Source organism: Streptomyces sp. NPDC046977 (assembly GCF_040644455.1).
Lineage (GTDB): Bacteria > Actinomycetota > Actinomycetes > Streptomycetales > Streptomycetaceae > Actinacidiphila.
Genome location: NZ_JBEYWO010000019.1, coordinates 1 through 20,099, shown reverse-complemented (window position 1 = coordinate 20,099; position 20,099 = coordinate 1). Strand labels below are relative to the sequence as shown.

Annotated in this window: 20 protein-coding genes and 2 rRNA genes; 13 read left to right on the top strand and 9 right to left on the bottom strand. The window is 70.6% G+C overall.

From position 1 onward, the window contains the following. The first annotated feature begins 130 nt into the window (after nt 1-130). From pstS to pstB, 4 genes are all read left to right on the top strand, one after another. Nucleotides 131-1,282, top strand: a complete 1,152-nt coding sequence (gene pstS, locus ABZ883_RS25890) for a phosphate ABC transporter substrate-binding protein PstS (protein ID WP_360910000.1) — start codon at nt 131-133, stop codon at nt 1,280-1,282. 105 nt (nt 1,283-1,387) lie between these two features. Then, the gene (gene pstC / locus ABZ883_RS25885; RefSeq protein ID WP_360909998.1) at nt 1,388-2,377 is read left to right on the top strand and encodes a phosphate ABC transporter permease subunit PstC; all 990 of its coding nucleotides are present in this window, start codon (nt 1,388-1,390) and stop codon (nt 2,375-2,377) included. After that, a complete protein-coding gene (gene pstA / locus ABZ883_RS25880) occupies nt 2,374-3,447 on the top strand; it encodes a phosphate ABC transporter permease PstA (protein ID WP_360909996.1) in 1,074 nt (357 codons plus the stop codon). Before pstC ends, pstA begins: the two co-directional genes overlap by 4 nt. Nucleotides 3,448-3,492: 45 nt before the next feature. Then, nucleotides 3,493-4,269, top strand: a complete 777-nt coding sequence (pstB, locus tag ABZ883_RS25875) for a phosphate ABC transporter ATP-binding protein PstB (RefSeq protein ID WP_360909993.1) — start codon at nt 3,493-3,495, stop codon at nt 4,267-4,269. Nucleotides 4,270-4,395: 126 nt separating this feature from the next. On the opposite strand, the gene ABZ883_RS25870 is transcribed toward pstB, so the two are convergent. Together ABZ883_RS25870 and ABZ883_RS25865 are read right to left on the bottom strand one after the other, a co-directional pair. Then, nucleotides 4,396-5,394: an inorganic phosphate transporter gene (locus tag ABZ883_RS25870; protein WP_360909991.1), complete on the bottom strand. Its 999-nt coding sequence runs from the start codon at nt 5,392-5,394 to the stop codon at nt 4,396-4,398. Between the two features lie 5 nt (nt 5,395-5,399). Then, nucleotides 5,400-6,020, bottom strand: a complete 621-nt coding sequence (locus ABZ883_RS25865; protein WP_360909989.1) for a DUF47 family protein — start codon at nt 6,018-6,020, stop codon at nt 5,400-5,402. Nucleotides 6,021-6,218: 198 nt separating this feature from the next. On the opposite strand from ABZ883_RS25865, the gene ABZ883_RS25860 reads away from it, so the two are divergent. Continuing rightward, nucleotides 6,219-6,578, top strand: a complete 360-nt coding sequence (locus tag ABZ883_RS25860; protein WP_360909986.1) for a metal-sensitive transcriptional regulator — start codon at nt 6,219-6,221, stop codon at nt 6,576-6,578. Here the strand turns inward: ABZ883_RS25860 and ABZ883_RS25855 are convergent. Then, complete coding sequence (locus ABZ883_RS25855; protein ID WP_360910379.1) at nt 6,575-6,757, bottom strand: hypothetical protein; 183 nt, start codon at nt 6,755-6,757, stop codon at nt 6,575-6,577. The two genes, ABZ883_RS25860 and ABZ883_RS25855, sit on opposite strands and share 4 nt — an antisense overlap. Nucleotides 6,758-6,837: 80 nt before the next feature. Next, entirely contained in the window at nt 6,838-7,692 is an 855-nt protein-coding gene (locus tag ABZ883_RS25850) for a hypothetical protein (RefSeq protein ID WP_360909984.1), read from the bottom strand. 107 nt (nt 7,693-7,799) lie between these two features. Between ABZ883_RS25850 and ABZ883_RS25845 the strand changes: the two genes are divergently transcribed. After that, nucleotides 7,800-7,952 carry a hypothetical protein gene (locus ABZ883_RS25845; protein WP_360909982.1) on the top strand — a complete coding sequence of 51 codons (153 nt, stop codon included), beginning with the start codon at nt 7,800-7,802 and terminating at the stop codon, nt 7,950-7,952. A 109-nt stretch (nt 7,953-8,061) separates the two neighbouring features. Beyond that, nucleotides 8,062-9,639: an FAD-binding oxidoreductase gene (locus ABZ883_RS25840; protein ID WP_360909980.1), complete on the top strand. Its 1,578-nt coding sequence runs from the start codon at nt 8,062-8,064 to the stop codon at nt 9,637-9,639. A gap of 39 nt (nt 9,640-9,678) precedes the next feature. Here ABZ883_RS25840 and ABZ883_RS25835 read toward each other — a convergent pair whose 3' ends face one another. Together ABZ883_RS25835 and ABZ883_RS25830 are read right to left on the bottom strand one after the other, a co-directional pair. Then, on the bottom strand, nt 9,679-10,377 hold the full coding sequence (locus ABZ883_RS25835) for a phosphatase PAP2 family protein (RefSeq protein ID WP_360909978.1): 699 nt from the start codon (nt 10,375-10,377) through the stop codon (nt 9,679-9,681). Between the two features lie 192 nt (nt 10,378-10,569). Next, nucleotides 10,570-11,511 (bottom strand): bifunctional lytic transglycosylase/C40 family peptidase, encoded by a 942-nt coding sequence (locus ABZ883_RS25830; RefSeq protein WP_360910365.1) that lies wholly within the window; start codon nt 11,509-11,511, stop codon nt 10,570-10,572. Between the two features lie 400 nt (nt 11,512-11,911). Between ABZ883_RS25830 and ABZ883_RS25825 the strand changes: the two genes are divergently transcribed. The 6 genes from ABZ883_RS25825 (at nt 11,912) to ABZ883_RS25800 (ending at nt 19,109) form a co-directional block, all read left to right on the top strand. After that, the gene (locus tag ABZ883_RS25825; protein WP_319140882.1) at nt 11,912-12,220 is read left to right on the top strand and encodes a hypothetical protein; all 309 of its coding nucleotides are present in this window, start codon (nt 11,912-11,914) and stop codon (nt 12,218-12,220) included. Between the two features lie 132 nt (nt 12,221-12,352). Further along, entirely contained in the window at nt 12,353-13,177 is an 825-nt protein-coding gene (locus ABZ883_RS25820; protein ID WP_360909975.1) for a hypothetical protein, read from the top strand. After that, the gene (locus ABZ883_RS25815) at nt 13,167-14,456 is read left to right on the top strand and encodes a hypothetical protein (protein ID WP_360909973.1); all 1,290 of its coding nucleotides are present in this window, start codon (nt 13,167-13,169) and stop codon (nt 14,454-14,456) included. The genes ABZ883_RS25820 and ABZ883_RS25815 overlap by 11 nt, the downstream gene beginning before the upstream one ends. After that, nucleotides 14,453-16,003 (top strand): SCO6880 family protein, encoded by a 1,551-nt coding sequence (locus ABZ883_RS25810; RefSeq protein WP_360909971.1) that lies wholly within the window; start codon nt 14,453-14,455, stop codon nt 16,001-16,003. Before ABZ883_RS25815 ends, ABZ883_RS25810 begins: the two co-directional genes overlap by 4 nt. A gap of 152 nt (nt 16,004-16,155) precedes the next feature. Further along, nucleotides 16,156-17,538, top strand: a complete 1,383-nt coding sequence (locus ABZ883_RS25805; protein ID WP_360910363.1) for an ATP-binding protein — start codon at nt 16,156-16,158, stop codon at nt 17,536-17,538. 14 nt (nt 17,539-17,552) lie between these two features. Beyond that, on the top strand, nt 17,553-19,109 hold the full coding sequence (locus ABZ883_RS25800) for a type VI secretion protein (RefSeq protein ID WP_360909969.1): 1,557 nt from the start codon (nt 17,553-17,555) through the stop codon (nt 19,107-19,109). Nucleotides 19,110-19,134: 25 nt separating this feature from the next. Here the strand turns inward: ABZ883_RS25800 and ABZ883_RS25795 are convergent, their stop codons facing one another. The 3 genes from ABZ883_RS25795 to ABZ883_RS25785 form a co-directional block, all read right to left on the bottom strand. Then, a complete protein-coding gene (locus ABZ883_RS25795; RefSeq protein ID WP_360909967.1) occupies nt 19,135-19,644 on the bottom strand; it encodes a GNAT family N-acetyltransferase in 510 nt (169 codons plus the stop codon). Between the two features lie 66 nt (nt 19,645-19,710). After that, nucleotides 19,711-19,827 (bottom strand): 5S ribosomal RNA (gene rrf, locus ABZ883_RS25790). Between the two features lie 88 nt (nt 19,828-19,915). Further along, nucleotides 19,916-20,099 (bottom strand): 23S ribosomal RNA (locus ABZ883_RS25785); the annotation flags it as partial.

The window sequence follows — 20,099 nt, the reverse complement described above, 5'->3', positions numbered from 1 at the left end:
CCCTTCGGCCGTGTCATCTGATCTGCCTAATTTCGGCCGTACCGGTGAGCGAACAGCCGCCGGGTGGATGCAGAAATCCATACCTCTGCTTCGCCGTCCACCGGCGGGCTTCAGGAAGGAATCACCGAAGGTGAAGCTTCAGCGTAAGAGCGGGCTCCGCGCCCTGGCCGTCGGCGCGGTCGCGGTTTCGGGCGCCCTCGTCCTCACTGCGTGCGGCTCGGACAACAACAACGACGACACGGCCAGCAGCGGCAGCAGCGCCTCCGCCGGGGCGTCGTCCTCCAGCAGCATCAAGTGTGCCGACAACGGCGGCCAGCTCCTCGCTTCCGGCTCCTCGGCGCAGCAGAACGCGATGGACGCCTGGGTCAAGAACTACATGCAGGCCTGCAGCGGCGCGCAGATCAACTACAAGGCGTCCTCCTCCGGTGAGGGCATCATCGACTTCAACAACGGCACGGACAGCTTCGCCGGCTCCGACTCGCCGCTGAAGCCGGAAGAGATCGACGGCTCCAAGAAGGTCTGCAAGACCGGCACGGGCATCAGCATCCCGATGGTCGGTGGCCCCATCGCCATCGGTTACAACCTGGCCGGCGTGGACAACCTGGTCCTGGACGCCCCCACCCTGGCGAAGATCTTCGACTCGAAGATCACCACCTGGGACGACAAGGCGATCAAGGCGCTCAACCCCGACGCCAAGCTCCCCAGCACCAAGATCCAGTCCTTCCACCGCCAGGACGAGTCCGGCACCACGGACAACCTGACCAAGTACTTCAACGGTGCCGCCAAGGACTCGTGGCCGTACGAGCACGCCAAGGCGTGGGCCGGCAAGGGTGGCCAGTCGGCCGCCAAGTCCTCGGGTGTCGCCGCCCAGGTCAAGCAGGTCAACGGCTCGATCGGTTACTTCGAGCTCTCCTACGCGACCGCCAGCGACATCAAGACGGTCAAGATCAACACCGGTGCCTCCGCTCCGGTCGAGGCCACCGCGGCCAACGCCTCCGCCGGCATCGCGCAGGCGAAGGTCGTCGGCACCGGTGCCGACCTGTCCCTGGACATGGGCAACGCGTACGTCACCAAGGCCGACAACGCCTACCCGATCGTCCTGGTGACCTACGAGATCGCCTGTGACAAGGGCAACAAGGCCGAGACGCTGCCGCTGGTGAAGTCCTTCCTGGGCTACACCGCCAGCGAGGAGGGCCAGGCCATCCTGTCGGACGCCGGCTACGCGCCGCTGCCCGCCGAGATCGCCACCAAGGTCCGCTCCGCCGTGGCCGCCCTCGCCTGATCCCCGCGCGGACAGGCCCCGTGACCGCGGTCGCGGGGCCTGTCCGCACTTCCGGTGCACCGCCGCCGGGGGAGCCATCCCCCACCCAGACCGGAGATATAACCGATGGCCATAACAGCACAGACCCCTACTCCGCCACCGGCAGCCAAGAAGGCCGGGGGCACTGTCACGCGCCTTGGTGACAAGATCTTCTCGGGCCTCTCCCGTGGTTCCGGCATCCTGCTGCTGGTGATCATGGCAGCGATCGCGATCTTCCTCACGATCCGTGCGATCAACGCGATCTCCAAGGACCACGGCAACTTCCTCACCACCTTCGAGTGGAACGCCAGCGCCACCCCGCCGGTCTTCGGCATCGCGGTCCTGGCCTACGGCACGATCGTCAGCTCGATCATCGCGATGCTCATCGCGGTCCCGATCGCCGTCGGCATCGCGCTGTTCATCTCGCACTACGCGCCGCGCCGCCTCGCCTCGCCCGTCTCGTACATCATCGACCTGCTCGCCGCCGTGCCCAGCATCATCTACGGCCTGTGGGGCGCCCTGTTCCTGGTGCCGCACCTGACCGGGCTGAACATGTGGCTGAGCAAGTACCTCGGCTGGACGGTGATCTTCGAGAAGGAGGACCCGCAGGGCGCGGCCCGCTCGATCTTCACCGTCGGCATCCTGCTGGCGATCATGATCCTGCCGATCATCACCAACGTCAGCCGCGAGGTCTTCCGCCAGGTCCCGCGGATGCACGAGGAAGCCGCCCTGGCCCTCGGCGCCACGCGCTGGGAGACCATCCGGATGTCGGTGCTGCCCTTCGCGCGCTCCGGCATCATCAGCGCCTCGATGCTCGGCCTCGGCCGCGCGCTCGGCGAGACCATGGCCGTGGCCACGGTCCTGTCCGCCGCCCCGATCCTGTCGCTGCACATCCTCGACCCGGTCGGCGGCACGTTCTCCCAGAACATCGTCGCCAAGTTCGGTGAGGCCAACGAGTTCGGCCGCGACGCCCTGATCGCCTCCGGTCTCGTGCTCTTCGTCATCACCCTGCTGGTCAACGGCGCCGCCCGCGCCATCATCGCCCGGCGCAAGGAATACTCGGGGGCCAACGCATGAGCCACGCAATCACGGACAAGCGACCGGCCTCCTCCGTGCCGCGCCGCTCCCTGGCCCAGCGTCGGCTGCCCCGCTGGGCACCCGCGGCCATCGCCGTGGGCTCCCTGGTCCTCGGCATCCTCATCGGTGTCGTCGGCGGCCTGGACAGCAAGATCCAGTGGGGCCTGATCGCCGTCGCGCTGTTCATCCTGGGCACCTATGCGATCGCCGCGCAGGTCGAGGGCCGCCGCCAGGCCAAGGACCGCGTCGCGACCAGCATGGTCTGGGCCTCGTTCATCGTGGCCGCGCTTCCGCTGTACTCGCTGCTCGAGACCACGATCAGCAAGGGCGTCAAGGTCCTCGACGGCGACTTCCTGTCGCACTCGATGAACGGCGTCCTCACCATCGGTGAGGGCGGCGGCGTCTACCACGCCATCATCGGCACGCTGGAGCAGGTCGGCATCGCCACCGCCATCGCCGCCCCGATCGGCATGCTGACCGCGATCTACCTGGTGGAGTACGGCAAGGGCCGCCTGGCCACGGCCGTCACCTTCTTCGTCGACGTCATGACGGGCATCCCGTCGATCGTCGCCGGTCTGTTCATCCTCTCGACCTGGAACCTGCTGCTGGGCTTCGGTCCCTCGGGCTTCGCCGGCTCCATGGCGCTCGCCATCCTGATGATGCCCGTCGTCGTCCGGTCCACCGAGGAGATGCTCAAGCTCGTCCCGAACGAGCTGCGCGAGGCCTCCCTCGCCCTCGGTGTGCCGAAGTGGCGCACCATTGTGAAGGTGGTCGTCCCCACCGCGATCGGCGGCATCACGACGGGCGTCATGCTCGCCGTCGCCCGTATCGCCGGTGAGAGCGCCCCCATCGCCCTGTTGGTCTTCGGAAACAACCTGATCAACAACGACCCGTTCAACGGCCCGCAGGCCTCGCTCCCGTTCTACATCTTCCAGCAGTACCAGAACGGCAACGAGCCCAGCTACGACCGGGCGTGGGCGGCGGCACTCGTGCTGATCGCCTTCATCATGATCCTGAACATCGTGGCCCGCGGCATCGCCCGCTGGAAGGCCCCGAAGACCGGTCGCTGACGCGGCCTACATCAGCGACTTCCAAGGATTGAGAGCAACACCACCATGGCCAAGCGAATCGACGTCAGCGGCCTCTCCGCCTTCTACGGCGGATTCAAGGCGATCGACGACATCTCGATGAACATCGAGCCGCGCACGGTGACGGCCTTCATCGGCCCCTCCGGCTGCGGCAAGTCCACCTTCCTGCGCACCCTGAACCGCATGCACGAGGTCACCCCCGGTGGCCGCGTCGAGGGCAAGGTGCTGCTGGACGACGAGAACCTGTACGGCGCGGGCGTGGACCCGGTCTCCGTGCGCCGCACGGTGGGCATGGTCTTCCAGCGCCCGAACCCCTTCCCGACGATGTCCGTCTACGACAACGTCGCGGCGGGCCTCAAGCTCAACGGCGTCAAGCGCAAGGGCGACCTCGACACCATCGTCGAGAAGTCGCTGCGCGGCGCCAACCTGTGGAACGAGGTCAAGGACCGCCTGAACAAGCCGGGTTCCGGCCTCTCCGGCGGTCAGCAGCAGCGTCTGTGCATCGCCCGCGCGATCGCGGTCGAGCCCGAGGTGCTGCTGATGGACGAGCCGTGCTCCGCGCTCGACCCGATCTCCACCCTCGCCATCGAGGACCTGATCGGTGAGCTCAAGGAGCGCTTCACCATCGTCATCGTCACCCACAACATGCAGCAGGCCGCGCGCGTCTCGGACCGTACCGCCTTCTTCAACCTGTCGGCGGTCGGCCAGCCCGGCAAGCTCATCGAGATCGACGACACCGAGCGCATCTTCTCCAACCCCTCCGTCCAGGCGACCGAGGACTACATCTCCGGCCGCTTCGGCTGAGCCGACCCGGCCGCAGCCCGAGAACCGTCCTGCGGTGCTGCATGGCGGTGCCACCGCAAGGCGAAGGGCCCGCTCCCTACGGGGGGCGGGCCCTTGTTGCGTGCGCGGGACGGAGCGGAAGGGGGCTCAGGCGAAGGCGAAGTGCACGACGCCGTAGGTGGCCGCGGCCACCAGCGCGGCGGCCGGCATGGTGATGAACCAGCCGGCGACGATGTTCTTGGCGACGCCCCAGCGGACCGCGTTGAGCCGCTTCGTCGCACCGACGCCCATGATGGCGGAGGTGATGACATGGGTCGTGGAGATCGGCGCCTTGAAGATGTAGGCCGTGGTGTAGAGGATCGACGCCGCCGTGGTCTCCGCGGCGAAGCCCTGCGGCGGGTCCAGTTCGATGATCTTGCGGCCCAGGGTCCGCATGATGCGCCAGCCGCCCGCGTACGTGCCGAGCGACAGCATGAGGGCGCAGACGATCTTCACCCAGACCGGAATGCCGTCGCCCTGCTTCTGCACGTCGGCGATGGTCAGCGCGAGCACCACCACGCCCATGGTCTTCTGCGCGTCCTGCAGTCCGTGGCCGAGTGCCATGCCCGCGGCCGACACGGTCTGCGCGATCCGGAAGCCGCGCTTGGCCTTGTTGGGGTTGGCCTTCCGGAAGATCCACATGATGGCCAGCATGAACAGGTAGCCGACGACCAGGCCGATGACCGGCGACAGGAACATCGGCAGGACGACCTTGTCGACCACCCCGGACCAGATGACGCCGGTGCCGCCGGCGAGCGCGGCGCCGACCAGGCCGCCGAAGAGCGCGTGGGTGCTCGAGGAGGGCAGGCCGTAGTACCAGGTGATCAGGTTCCAGACGATGGCGCCGACCAGCGCGGCGAAGAGGATGCCCATCCCCGCGTCGCCGGACGGGGTCTCGATGAGGCCCTTGCTGACGGTCTCGGCGACCCCGGTCCCGAGGAAGGCGCCGGCGAGGTTCATCACGGCGGCCATGACCAGCGCGGCCCGCGGGGTCAGCGCCCGGGTGGACACCGAGGTGGCGATGGCGTTCGCCGAGTCGTGGAAGCCGTTGGTGTACGTGAAGAAGAGCGCGACACCGATGGTCACGACCAGAGAGAAGGTCTCCACCTGGTTCAGGACTCCTTGACCGCGATGGTCTCCACGGTGTTGGCCACGTGCTCGAAGGCGTCCGCCGCCTCTTCCAGGACGTCCACGATCTGCTTGAGCTTGAGCACCTCGATCGCGTCGTACTTGCCGTTGAAGAGATGGGCCAGCAGCTTGCGGTGGATCTGGTCCGCCTGGTTCTCCAGGCGGTTGACCTCGATCCAGTACTCGGTGAGGTTGTCCATCGTGCGCAGGTGCGGCATCGCCTCGGCGGTCAGCTCCGCCGCCCGGGCCAGCACCTCGATCTGCTGCTCGACCCCGCGGGGCAGTTCCTCGATCTGGTAGAGGACCACCAGGTCGACGGCCTCCTCCATGAAGTCCATGATGTCGTCGAGGGAGGACGCGAGGGAGTAGATGTCCTCGCGGTCGAAGGGCGTGATGAAGGAGGAGTTCAGCTGGTGGAAGATCGCGTGGGTCGCGTCGTCCCCCGCGTGCTCCGCCGCCCGCATCCGCTCGGCGATCTCCGCGCGCGTGGCGGAGTCGGCGCCGAGGAGTTCCATCAGGAGCTTCGACCCTGTGACGATGTTGTCCGCGGACGCGGCGAACATGTCGTAGAAGCTCGTCTCCCTTGGGGTCAGACGAAAGCGCACGTGAAGTCCTCGGAATACATCGGTTTCGGTCGCATTGATGCTAGGCGCATCGCACGGCCAGGGCTAACCGGCGTCTTACAGTGTCGCTCATGGTCGCAAACGGTCCCCATCGGGGCTCCTCCCGGTGCACGCTCGCACAATGAGGCGAATTCGGTACGATATACCCGGCAGGGGTATATCGGGGGCAGGAGGGACGCCATGACGGTCACCGAGACCGGCGACACGGCTCCGCACGAAGAAGCGGCGACCGCCGGTTCCGCGGAGCACCCGGCGCACCAGCACGGGTACGCCGAACAGAGGGACCAGCACCTGAAGCGGCTGCGCCGTATCGAGGGGCAGATCCGGGGCCTCCAGCGGATGGTCGAGCAGGACGTGTACTGCATCGACATCCTTACCCAGGTGTCCGCCGGCACAAAGGCCCTGCAGTCCTTCGCCCTGCAACTGCTCGAGGAGCATCTGCGGCACTGCGTCGCCGACGCCGCCGCGAAGGGTGGCCCCGAAGCGGACGACAAGGTCGCCGAGGCCACCGCCGCCATAGCCCGGCTGCTGCGGAGCTAGCCGAGCCGACGGCCCTGCGCGGGAACGCGTGGTTCCACCGCAAGCACCTCGTCGATGCGCTCCGGGCTCAGCCGCTCCTCGGCGGTCGCCGAGGCGGCGATCATGAGCTCGCAGCACAACTCGATCTCCGCGAGGGCCACGTGGACCTGATCGTCCTGGTCCAGGAGCCACATCGCCACGTGCACCACCTCCTCCCCGCCCAGCGTAGGGACCGGTGCACGGTCCGTGCATGACACGGACGGACCATTTTCACAAGGCTCTAGGAGCCGGCCGCAGAAACGATCTTTCCGGTGTAGATGTCGGTCGCGCGCGGCAGGACCACCCGTACCGGCGCCCCGAAAGCGTACAGCGCGGTGGTCGAGACCACCGTGACCGCGGCCGGGGCGCTCTGGCCGCCCGCGACCCCGGGATTGGCGAAGGTGAAGCGCTGCCGGACCTTGCGCAGCACCCCGGCGTCGTCCAGGTAGGCGTCGAAGGGGACCCGCGTCACGGAGAAGCCGCCCGCGGCCGCCCGCAGCGCGCCGCGGGCCTGCGCCGAGGCGGCGTCGGCGGCCCGCCCGATGTCCGTCACCCCCCGGTAGTGCCGCACCCGCGTGCCGTCCAGCGTCTCCACGCCCACCATTCGCACCTCGCGGGCGCCGCGCAGCAGCTCCGCCGCGACCAGCGGATCGGTGGCGCCGCCCGTGACGAGGTTGCCGTCCGGCAGCCGCGTGGTGTCCACCCACACCCACTTGTCGGCGGGGACGCCCTCGCCCCGGTTCTTCATGTAGAGCGCCCCGGGGGTCAGCAGCTCCGTGACCGGCGCGTGCTCCGCGTCGCCCGCGGCGTCCGGCGGCAGGACGAGCCGCAGGCTGCCGTGCCGCGCGGCGTAGTCGAAGCTCCCGGTGCCGGTGATGGTCACCTTGGTGCCGCCGCTGGCGGTCTCCATCGACGTGCGGACCTTCGAGCTGCCCGCCCGGACCAGTGTGTCGGCCGCCTGCCGCAGTGCCCGGTCCGCGTCCCGGGGGGCGCCGTCCACCTCCACGGCCTCGCCGCTGCCGGAGCACCCCGTGAGCGCTGCCGCGCACATCCCGAGTCCCACGGCCGCGGCGGTCGCCCTACTGACCTGCCCCATCTGCGCCTACCCCCTGCACCGTGCCGCCGTCCAGGACCCCTTCGGCTCACTCGCCAAGCGGCATAACGAGGGTCAGGGCACCGCGTCACGGCCGGTAGCTTTGATCCGTGCCGCCCAGCGAACCCCCTCCCGCGCACCACGCGACGACCAAGGAGAAGGGCGCCTTCTCCTTCGCCACCTGCACCTGCGGATGGCGCGGCCCCTCCCGCAGGGCCCGCGAACGCGCCCGGCGCGACGCCGCCGAGCACGCCGGGTCCTGAGCGCCGGCGCCGTCCCCGCCGGTGTGTCGTACGCCTCGCAACCGACATGCACCCGCCGCCGTCATGTCAGGAGGAACCACAAGGGTTCCGAAGCGAGAGGGCGCCCACGTTGAACCGACGAGCACTCATCCGCGGGGGCGCCGGCGTCACGGCCGCGACCTGGCTGAGCGCCGCCTGCGGCCCCGCAGGATCCGGCCGGCCGGCGGCGGCCGACAGCCGAATACCCAGTGCCGCGTCCACCGGGACGGGAACGCCCACCGCCGCGAGCGGACCGCCCGCCGCCACCAGCGCCGCCGCGACCGTCCCGCCGGACTGGAAGGCGCTCGCCCACTCCCTCGACGGCCGGCTCGTCCGCCCCGACGACGCGGACTACGCCACCGCCCGGCTGCTGTACAACACGCACTTCGACGGGCAGCGCCCCGCCGCGGTGGCCTACGTCGCCGGCACCGAGGACATCCGCGAGTGCCTGGACTTCGCCCGCCGCACCGGCGTCCCCGTCTCGATCCGCAACGGCGGCCACTCCTACGCCGGCTACTCGGGCGGCAAGGGCAGGCTCGTCCTGGACGTCTCGTCCCTCGCGAAAATCACCAGCTCCGGCTCGTCCGCCACCATCGGCGCCGGCGCCAAGCTGATCGACGTCTACACCCGGCTCGGCGCCGCGGGCCGCACCCTGCCCGCCGGCTCCTGCCCGACGGTCGGCATCTCCGGCCTCACCCTCGGCGGCGGCCACGGCGTCATCAGCCGGGCCTACGGTCTGACCTGCGACAGCCTCACCTCCGCCGAGATCGTCACCGCGGGCGGACGGGTGCTGCGCTGCAGCGCCGACGAGAACCCCGAACTCTTCTGGGCCCTGCGCGGCGCGGGCGGCGGCCAGTTCGGCGTCGTCACGAACCTGACGTTCACCACCCAGGCCGCACCCCAGGTCGTCACCGGCTACCTGACCTGGTCGTGGAGCAAGGCCGCCGCGGTCATCCGCGCCTGGCAGGAGTGGGGTCCCACGCAGCCCGACCAGATCTGGTCCGCGCTGCACCTGGACAAGTCCGGCTCCGGCTCCCCGAAGATCAGCATCGCCACCGTCGGCATCACCTCCCGCACGGAACTCGCCAACGCGCTCGACCGGCTCGCCGACAGCGCCGGCGCCCCCGCGAGCAGCGTCTCCCTGCACCCGCGGCCGTACCTCGACGCGACGCTCGCGTACGCGGGCTGCTCGGACCTGAGCACCGCCCAGTGCCATCTGCCCGGGACGACCCCGGGCCGCAGCCCCTCCGGCCGCCTCGGCCGCGAGACGTACGCCGCGCGCTCCGACTTCTACGACCGCTCCCTGACGGAGGCCGGCATCCAGACGCTGCTCTCCCAGGTCGGCGCGCTGCGCTCGGGTGCCGGCAGCGTCTCGCTCACGGCGCTGGGCGGCGCCGTCAACCGGGTCTCCCCGACCGCCACGGCCTTCGTGCACCGCCGCTCGCGCTTCCTCGCGCAGTACATCGAGACCCCCGGCACCACCCAGTGGCTGGACGGCCTGCACAGCGCGATGCGCCGGTACGCCTCGGGCGCGGCCTACCAGAACTACACCGACCCCGCGCTGACCGACTGGCGCACCGCCTACTACGGCTCCGCCGCCGACAAGCTCACCCGGCTGAAGACCCGCTACGACCCCACGCGGCTGTTCGCCTTCCAGCAGGCGCTGTAGCGCACGCGCCCGCCCGGCGCGGGGAACCCGGGGGAGCCCTCAGGCCGCCAGATCCCTGTCGGCGGCCGTGGGTTCCGGGTACGGCTCCCCGCGCCGCGCCGCGGCCTTCCCGGCCGTCTGGGGCACCCGGACGAGCACCCCCGCCCGGGAGGCGGCCACAGCGGACGCCAGCGGCGTCAGCAGGGCCAGCGCGAGGGGCGCGAAGAGCAGTGCGACGGCCGTGCCGAGGGCGAAGCCGCCCAGCACGTCGGTGGGGTAGTGCACGCCCATGTAGACCCGGCTGAAGCCCTCGGCGAGCGCGATCCCGCCGGCGGCCAGCCCCCACTTGCGGCTGACCAGGAAGAGCCCGACGGCCACCGCCATCGTCACGGCGGCGTGGTCGCTGACGAAGGAGAAGTGGACCCGGCTCCTGACGAGCACGTCCAACCCCTGGTGCTCGACGAACGGCCGCGGCCGGTCCACGAAGTTGCGCAGCGGGACGTTCAGCAGCACCGACACGCCCCCCGCGAGCGCGGCCCAGACCACGCCCGCCACCGCTGCTGGGGCCTCGGCACCGCCGCGGCGCGCCACCCGCCACCAGCACCATCCGGCGACCAGCACCATGAGCAGCAGGAGCCCGTACTCGCCGACGACCTCCACGGCGCGGTCGAGCCAGCGCGGCGCGTGCTTCGCGAGCCCGTTGATGTCACGGAGCAGGCTGACATCCGGGTTGGAGCCGTCCAGTGAAAGCGCAGCCACCGGTGCACCCCTAACTGTCTCCGCGGCACCCCCGCGCACAGACGACACGAGGCCGGGAGTGCCATTCTCCCCCGTCCAACGAGCCGCACGGTACGCGGCGTTCCGGTCTCCACCGGATGATCACCAGGACGTTACCGAAGGGAGACCCGCCGGGCCGCGGCCGGGCACCTCCACCGCGGCGGCGGCCGGCGGTCAGACCGCCGCCGCGCCCGCCGCCGTCACCCGCGTCGCGCCGATGTAGTCCGGGCTGTCGATCTTGTCGAAGCGGATGACCGCACCCGTGTAAGGGGCGTTGATCATGTATCCGCCGCCGACGTAGATCCCGACGTGGTGGATCGAGCGCGGGTCGGTCAGGTCGTTGGCGAAGAAGACCAGGTCCCCCGGGAGCAGCTCGTCGCGCTTCGGGTGCGGCCCGGCGTTCCACTGGTCGTTGGCCACGCGCGGCAGCTCGATGCCGACCGACTCGTACGCCGCCTTCGTCAGACCCGAGCAGTCGAAGCGCCCGCCCTGGTCCGCCGTGCCGTTGCCGCCCCACAGGTACGGCGTGCCCAGCTTCTCCTGCGCGTAGTAGATGGCCCCCGCCGCCTGCCGGGAGGGCGCGACCGCGCCGACCGGCGCCGCGAAGCTCTTCTCCAGCGTGGTGATGATCCGCACGTAGTTCTGCGTCTCGCGGATGCGCGGCACCCCGCCGGCCTGGATCACCCGGTACGCGCCCGCGTTGTACGCGGCGAGCATGTTCTCCGTCGGGTCGCCCGGCACGTCCTTCACGTACTGCGCGAGTTCGCAGTCGTACGACGCCGCCGACGGGATCGCGTCCCGCGGGTCCCAGACGTCGCGGTCGCCGTCACCGTCGCCGTCCACGCCGTGCGTGGCCCACGTCCCGGGGATGAACTGCGCGATGCCCTGCGCCTGCGCCTGGCTGCGCGCCTGCGGGTTCCAGCCGCTCTCCTGGTACAGCTGGGCCGCCAGCAGCGCCGGGTTGATGGCGTCGCACAGGTTCCCCCACTTCTGCACGATGCCCTGGTACGCCGCGGGCACGGCCCCCTTGGCGAGCGCCACCGCGCCCCCGCCGCCGCCCGCCAGGTTCGCCGCCACCAAGTACGTGCCGACGACGAGCAGCGTCACGAACGACATGAACAGCCCGCCGACCACCCCCGCCAGCCACCAGGCCTTGCGCGCCGAACGACCCGCCGCCGTCACCCGCCCCACCCTCTCCGTGTGCTCGCCCGCTCAGCCTGCCCGGCACGGAAGGTGACGGAGCGCCAGGCCCCCGGAAGCATCCCCGGGCAGCGCGCCGCCAATCGTTGCCCTCCGCTCACCACCGTGATACACAGAGTAGTCAACTAAGTCCCATCGAACACCGGCTCGCACGCCGCTGCGACCATTTTGACGGCTGCGGCCCGGATCACACGAGGGAATCGGCTGAGAAAGTCGCTGAGTCGACATACGACGGCGACATCCTCCGCCAAGATAGACCTTGGCTCCTTGCGCCCCGGCGAGGATGCCAACTGATCTAGCGTGGTGGTGAGTTCTCATGTTCCTGGCTGCCGACAAGGGCGACATCAACACCATCATTGGTGGTATCGCCCCGGACTGGGGGCCGTTCGGCTCCCTGGGGAACGAAGCGCGCGTGATGATCGAGGTGGTGATGGCAGTAGCGATTCTGCTCTGTCTCGCCATCGCGATCTGGGGCGCCGCGAAACAGCGCATCGGAGCGACCGCGCTCCGCGACACCTTCAGTGCCGAACAGGGCAAGGGCCTGATCATCGCCGGACTCACCGGCGTGTTCATCATCGGGTCCCTGGGCACCCTGTTCACCATCGTCTACGGGATGGCGGTCTAGCGACCGCGCTCCGGGCTCCCCGCCCCGTCCCCTGCGCACTGTCCCCAAGGGGCCCGTCCCGGCCCCGTTCCCCACCCGAGGCTGCGTACTGATGCCCACTCACCCGACGATCCCCAAGGGGGCGAGCCCCCGATGAGCCTCGGCCAGGACGGCCCGCCCACGCGCACCCGGCTCCCCGAGTCCACGGCCGGCACCGGCATCCCGGCGCGCCGTCCCGCGCGCTCCGGGCGCAGCCTCGTCACCGTCGTCGGCGTCGTCGTCCTCCTCATCGCCGCGATCGCCTTCGTCAACCGCGGCGGCGACCACGGCGGGGGAACCGCGGGCTCCGGCAACGGCAACCGCGCCGCGGGCGGGGGCACCGCCCCCCAGCCCACCGCGGCGACCGGCACCCGCCCGGTCGACGGCAAGTCCGCGGGCATCCCCACGGGGTACTCCCGCACCGACCAGGGCGCGCAGTCCGCCGCGGCCAACTACGCGGTGGCGCTCGGCTCCGACGGCATGTTCACGGCGGACCGGCGTGCCACGATCGTCGACACCGTGTACGCGCCCGACGTGGCGGCCGCTCAACGGCGCGACCTCGACGGCGTCTACTCCGACCCCGACTTCCTGAACCGGATCGGCCTCGGAGCCAACGGCGCTCCGCCGGAGGGCATGACGTTCGTCTCCCGGACGAACCCGGTCGGCACGAAGGTCGACGACCTCGCCGGCGACTCGGCCGTCGTGGAGGTCTGGTACTCGTCCCTGTTCGGGCTGGCGGGCGAGGGTTCCACCAACCCCGTTTCGGAGAGCTGGTACACCAACACCTTCCACCTCAAGTGGGTCGGCGGGGACTGGAAGATCGTCGGCTTCCAGCAGAAGGACGGCCCCACACCGGTCGGCCGCGACCAAACCGCCTCCTCCGCGGAGGAGATGTCCGACGCCGTGAACGGGTTCGGGGGGTTCACCTATGCGCGGTAGCCGCCGTGCCGTCAGCTTCGCCGCCGCATTCGCGGGCGTGCAGGCCACGGCCGTCCTCCTCGCGTCGCGGGCGTTCGCCGCCCCGTCCCCCACACCGACGCCCTCACCGACCACCAGCAGCAACGCCTGCGACCTCATCCGCGGGCCGGCCCGGGACTATTGCGAAAGCGGTGGCTCAGGGGGCCACACCCCCTCCGTCGTCGATCCGCTCGACCCCCTGTCCTCGCTCGCCAAGGGCTGCGCCGACGCCGCCGCGTGGGTCATCGAGGGCCTGTCGAAGGCCGTCACCAAGACCGCCGCCGTGGACTTCACCAACAAGGCGTTCCTGACCCAGTACGCGGTCGTCTTCGCCGCGTCCACGTTCCTCACGCTGCTGCTGTGGCTGCTGGCCGTCGCCAAGCGCGCCGTGCGCGGCGTGCCGCTGACCGAGGCGCTGACGGAGGCCGTCGGCTTCCTGTGGCTGACCGTCATCGCCTCCGCGTTCACCCCGCTGATCCTCTACACCGTGGTGTCCGCCACGGACGGCATCACCGAGGTCATCGCCTCCGGCACGGCCGCCAACACCGATGTGTTCTTCGGGTCGTTCACGGATGCCCTGACCAAGGGCTCCGACATCGGCGGCGGCCCGATCATGCTGATCGTGGTCTCCCTGGTCTCCGTGCTCGCCGCCGGCGTCCTGTGGCTGGAACTGGTGATCCGGGCCGCCCTGCTCTATGTCGGCGCCCTGCTCGGCACCGCGGTGTACTCCGGCCTGGTCGACAAGAACATGTGGCACCACGTGCGCCGCTGGGCCGGGATCATGATCGCGGTGATCCTGGTGAAGCCGGTCATCGTGATCGTGCTGGGCCTGGCGGGCGCGCTCAGCGGTTCCGACGGGCCCACCGCGTTTGGTGCCGTCGTGTCGGGCCTGGCCATCATCCTGCTGGCCATCTTCGCCAGCGCGATGATCTACCGCTTCGTCCCCGGCTTCGGCGACGACGTGGCCAACCTGCGCAGCAACCGCAAGGCGAGCTCCGAGTCCCAGGCGGCCGCCGTCATCTCCTCGCCGGCCGCGCTCGTCAAGCAGGGCATCAAGACCCACAGCACCCGCGGCGGGGGCCAGGAGCAGCCCACGGGCGGCGGCGGAGGCCAGCCCGCCAACGCCGTGCCCAGCGGCATCGCCGCCCACAGCAGCCGGAACGGCGGCTCGAACGCCCCGGCCCCCACGCCGTCCCCGCGGACCAACCCCGACCGCGGCAACGGCGGCAAGAGCACCACAGCAGGAGGCGAAAGCCGGTGACGTCCCAGCCCTATGCCGCCCCGCAGCAGCGCCGTACCTATCTGATCGGCAAGGCCCGCCCCAACGCCATCGTGGGCAAGAACCGCGAGACGGGCGAGATCGCCCTGATCATCGCGGGGGCCTTCCTGGGCATGATGTCCGGTCTGCTCATCCCGATCCTGCCGCTGCGCATCCTGGGCCTGACGGGCTGGCCGCTGCTGGCCTTCGCCGCCGTCTACATGCCCTACCGGCGCCGCACCTTCTACCGCTGGTTCGAGATCAACCGCACCTACCGCCGGACGCTGCGCTCCGCCCCGACCTACCGCTCCGCGGCCCTGGAGGCGGGCACCCGGCTCGACGGCCGGGAGGTGGAGATCGGGCCGCCGCCCGGCATCGGGCGGATCACCTGGCTGTCGGCGCCCTTCGGGCCGGACGAGATCGCGGTCCTGCTGCACGTCGACCGCCGCACGGTCACCGCGGCCATCGAGATCGAGGGCCCCGGCGTCGGCCTGCGCGACAGCGAGGACCAGGAGGCGCTGGTCGACCGGTTCGGCACGCTGCTCAAGCACGTGGCCAACGGCGACGGCTTCGTCACCCGGCTGCAGATGCTGGCCCGCACCCTCCCCGCCGACCCCGACGCCCACGCCAAGGACGTCGCCCAGCGCGGTGACGAGCACGCCGAGCAGTGGCTGAAGGACTCGTACGAGCAGCTGCAGTCCATGGTGTCGACCTCCTCCGAGCAGCACCGCGCCTACCTCGTCGCCTGCATGCACTACAGCCGCGAACTCGCCGCCGAGGGCAACGCCATCGCGCGCGCCGCCGGCGTCGGCCGCAAGGGGCTCGACAAGGACGCGGGCATCGCCGCGGTCATGGCCCGCGAGCTGACCGACATCTGCGCCCGGCTCACCGAGGCGGACATCCGCGTCCGGCAGCCCCTGGGGCAGGCCCGGCTGGCGTCCCTCATCCACTCGATGTACGACCCGGACCACCCGATCGACCACATCCAGGCGATGACCCGCCGCAACGCCTGGCCGGCCGAACTGGACGCCACCGAGCCCACGTACCTCCAGGCCAAGACCCGCGAGTCGGTCACCCGCGCCCCCTGGTGCCACTCCACCGCGTGGGTCAAGGAGTGGCCGCTCACCCCGGTCGGGGTCAACTTCCTGGCACCGCTGCTCGTCCACACCCCGGACGTGATCCGCACGGTCGCCGTCTGCATGGACCTGGAACCCACCGACGTCGCCATCGAGCGCATGCTCACCGAGAAGACCAACGACGACGCCGACGCCAGCCGGGCCGCCAAGATGAACCGCGTGGTCGACCCCCGCGACATCGCCCACCACAGCCGTATCGACCAGCGCGGCGAGGACCTCGCCTCCGGCGCCGCCGGCGTCAACCTGGTCGGCTACATCACGGTCTCCTCCCGCTCCCCCGAGGCACTCGCCCGCGACAAGCGCACGATCCGCGCGTCCGCGGGCAAGTCGTACCTCAAGCTGGAGTGGTGCGACCGCGAGCACCACCGGGCGTTCGTCAACACGCTTCCGTTCGCGACCGGCATCCGCCGGTAGCCGTGAGGACGAGCATGCGCCCGTGCGCGCTTGACGCCCCGCCCGCAGGGGCGGGACCAATGGGAAGGACGACAGGGACAACGATGCCGAGCCGAGGCCCGCGCCGCGGGCGCGACGACCGCTGACGCCGAGGAGGCGCTCCACCCATGGCCATGCTGGACCCCCTCGCAGCGATCACCGACGCCTTCACCGGCTTCCTCTTCGGCAAGGTGGAGAGCACCCGCCTCCCCGTCCGCACCTCCACCGGCCAGGCCCAGGCCGTCTACCTGCCCACCGCCGCCCCCGGCCTCGGCGACTCCGGCGTGATCATCGGCCGCGAGGTCTACTCCGGCAAGGGCTACATCTACGACCCCTTCCAGCTGTACGGACAGCAACTGCCCGCCCCGCACTGGCTGGTGCTCGGCGAGTCCGGCAACGGCAAGTCCGCCCTGGAGAAGACCTACGTGCTGCGGCAGCTGCGCTTCCGCGACCGCCAGGTCGTCGTCCTGGACGCCCAGGGCGAGGACGGCGTCGGCGAGTGGAACCTGATCGCCAAGGCCCTCGGAATAACTCCCATCCGGCTCGACCCGCTGGCCGCCCTCGACGGCGGCATCAAGCTCAACCCGCTCGACCCCGCGATCGCCACGACGGGCCAGCTGGCCCTGCTCCGTACGATCATCGAGGTCGCCATGGGCCGCGGGCTGGACGAACGTTCCGGCTTCGCGCTCAAGGTGGCCCACGCCTACGTGCACGAGACCGTGACGGACCGGCAGCCGATCCTCACCGACATCGTGGAGCGGCTGCGGCACCCCATGGAGGACTCCGCCGACTCGATGAACGTCGAGCTGGAGGACGTCCGCGCCTGGGGCCTGGACGTCGCCCTGGTGCTCGACCGGCTCGTCGACGGCGACCTGCGCGGCATGTTCGACGGCCCGACGACCGCCGGCATCGACCTGGACGCGCCGCTCATCGTCTTCGACCTGTCCCACATCGACCGCAACTCCATCGCCATGCCGATCCTCATGGCGATCGTCGGCGTCTGGCTGGAGCACACCTGGATCCGCCCCGACCGGAAGAAGCGCATCTTCCTGGTCGAGGAGGCCTGGCACATCATCAACAGCCCCTTCGTGGCCCAGCTCTTCCAGCGCCTGCTGAAGTTCGGCCGCCGGCTCGGCCTGTCCTTCGTCGCCGTCGTCCACCACCTCTCCGACGTGGTGGACGGTGCCGCCGCCAAGGAGGCCGCCGCCATCCTGAAGATGGCCTCCACCCGCACCATCTACGCCCAGAAGGCCGACGAGGCCCGCTCCACCGGGCGGGTGCTGGGACTGCCCCGCTGGGCGGTGGAGATCATCCCCACGCTCACCCCCGGCATCGCCGTCTGGGACGTCAACGGCAACGTCCAGGTGGTCAAGCACCTCATCACCGAGTCCGAACGCCCCCTCGTCTACACCGACCGCGCCATGACCGAGGGCTCCGTCGACTACGGCGAGGACCCGGACGAGGGCGAGCCACGGGTCTCCCTCGACAAACACATGGCCGACGACGCGGTGGCCTGAACGGTGGCCTGACCATGGCGAGACAGCACCCCAGCAGCCGGGAGCGCGAGGGCGGGATCCCCGACGGGCTCATCCTCGGCGTGATCGGCTTCCTGCTCGGCATGACGATCCTGGTGTGGACGGGCACCGGGATAGCCGGCTTCCTGTCCCACGGCGCCTGGCCGGCCGACGTCCACTTCACCCGGACGCCCCTGGCCATGCGCCACCTCATCGCCCAGCCCCACGACATCGCGGGCGCCTGGGCCCCCGCCCCCCTCGCGGGCCTGCCCGGCTCGGGCCTGTTCTGGGGGGTCTTCATCGGGCAGCTGATGGTGCTCTTCGTGCTCACCGTCTTCGTCATGGGGGCCATCACCCGCACCCGGCTGCGGCACGCGGCCCGCCGCGCCGCCGCCAAGGCGGCGGCCACGGTGCCCGCGCAGAGCGCCCCGGCCACCGCACCCGTCACAGCGCCCGTTCCGGCCCCGTCCCCCGCGCCGGACCCGCCGGTGGAACTCCCCGTGGACGCCGCGCCGGTGCGCGCCGAGCCCCCCGCGGCCGCCGAGGTCTCCGTCGACCGCGAACTCACCCGCACCTACGCCGTCTTCGCGGCGCAGCGCGGCGACAAGGGCAAGCGCCTGGTCCAGCCCGCCGTCCTCAACGCCGCGGGCCCGGTCGTCGTCACCACCGCCGACCCCGACACCTTCCGCCGGACCGTCGGCAACCGCGCCAAGCTCGGCCCGGTCCACGTCTTCGACCCGGCCCACCTCGTCGACACCCCCGCGCGGCTGCGCTGGGCGCCCCACACGGGCTGCGAGGACGTCCCCACGGCCATCAGCCGCTCCCGGGCCCTGCTGTTCCCCGTACGGCCCCGTGCGAGCCTCGACGCGGCCCTGTACGACGCGGCCGAGACCCTGCTGCGCTGCTGGCTGCACGCCGCCGCCGTGGACGGCCAGCCCTTCCGCCAGGTCCACCGGTGGGCGGGCGGCACCAACGGCCAGGACGCCGTACGCATCCTGCGCACCCACACCCGGGCCGCGTCCGGCTGGAGCGGCGAGCTGGAGTCCGTCCTCCACGCCCACGCCGACCGCCGCGACGCCGCCCAGGCCCTCGTCCACCGCGCCCTGGAGTCGCTCAACTCCGTCCACATCAGGGACGCGTGCAATCCCGGCCGCGCCGACTCGCTCGACGTGGAGTCATTCCTGACGGATCTGGGCACGCTGTACGTGGTGGGCGAACCCAACGAGGACCCGCGAACCCACCCGGGTGCGATGCCGCTGCTCACCGCACTCGTCTCGAGCGTGGTCGAGCACGGCCGGCGCATGGCCGCGAAGTCACCCGCCGGCCGGCTCGACCCACCACTCACCCTTGTCCTCGACGACGTCGCCGCCCTGGCGCCGATCCCGGAACTCCCGGACCTCCTCGCCACGGGCGCCGCCGGCGGCCTCCCCACCCTCGCCGTGCTCCGCTCCCCCGAGCAGGCCCGCGACCCCTGGCGCTCCCCCGTCTGGCAGCGCGCCGACGCCCGCCTCGTCCTCGGCAGCCAGCCGCCCGCCCTCCTCGACGAGATCCCGGACGCGGTCCGGCTGCCGTAGGGCCACCCGCCCTCGACGGCCCGCTTTACGCCCGGTCCAGCGCCATCTCGTACTCGGTACGGGACTCGTCCAGCGGGAACGCCATCGTCCGCCCGGTCCTGACGAATCCGAGCCGCTTGTAGAACGCCTGCGCACGGTGGTTGTCCTCGTGCACCCACAGCCGCACCCGCCGCACCTTCTCCGGCAGTGCCCACGACCATGCGACCGCCGCCTCGAGCAAGTCCGAGGCCAGCCCGCCGCCCCGGAACTCCGGCCGTACGTACACCCCGACCAGATGCGTCTGCGGCACGACGTACTCCTCGCCGGTCTCGACGAGCACCGCGACATTCGCCACCCGCTCGCCGGCCTCGTTCTCCGCGATGAACGACTGCGCCCGCGCCCGCTCCTGCCACATCTCGTCCGGGAAACCCGCCTCGGTCTCGTAGGTGCTGACGAACGCCACCGCACTCACGGGGTCCTTGAGCGCTTCCAGCCGCAGCGCCCGCTGAGCACGCCATTCATCGGGACGGGAAGCTCGTATCGCGTAGTTCGTCATGGCGTGATGGTACGCAAAAAAGCCTCAACCCCCGAGCGTGAGCTCGGGGGTTGAGGCTGAAGAATTGTTCGGCGGCGTCCTACTCTCCCACAGGGTCCCCCCTGCAGTACCATCGGCGCTGAAAGGCTTAGCTTCCGGGTTCGAAATGTAACCGGGCGTTTCCCTAACGCTATGACCACCGAAACACTATGAAACTGTCGAACCGGCACCAGCACATATGAACATGCCGGGGTTCGTTGTTTCAGAACTACACAGTGGACGCGAGCAACCTATGGACAAGCCCTCGGCTTATTAGTACCGGTCAGCTCCACCCATTACTGGGCTTCCACATCCGGCCTATCAACCCAGTCGTCTACTGGGAGCCTTAACCCCTCAAGGGGGTGGGAGTCCTCATCTCGAAGCAGGCTTCCCGCTTAGATGCTTTCAGCGGTTATCCCTCCCGAACGTAGCCAACC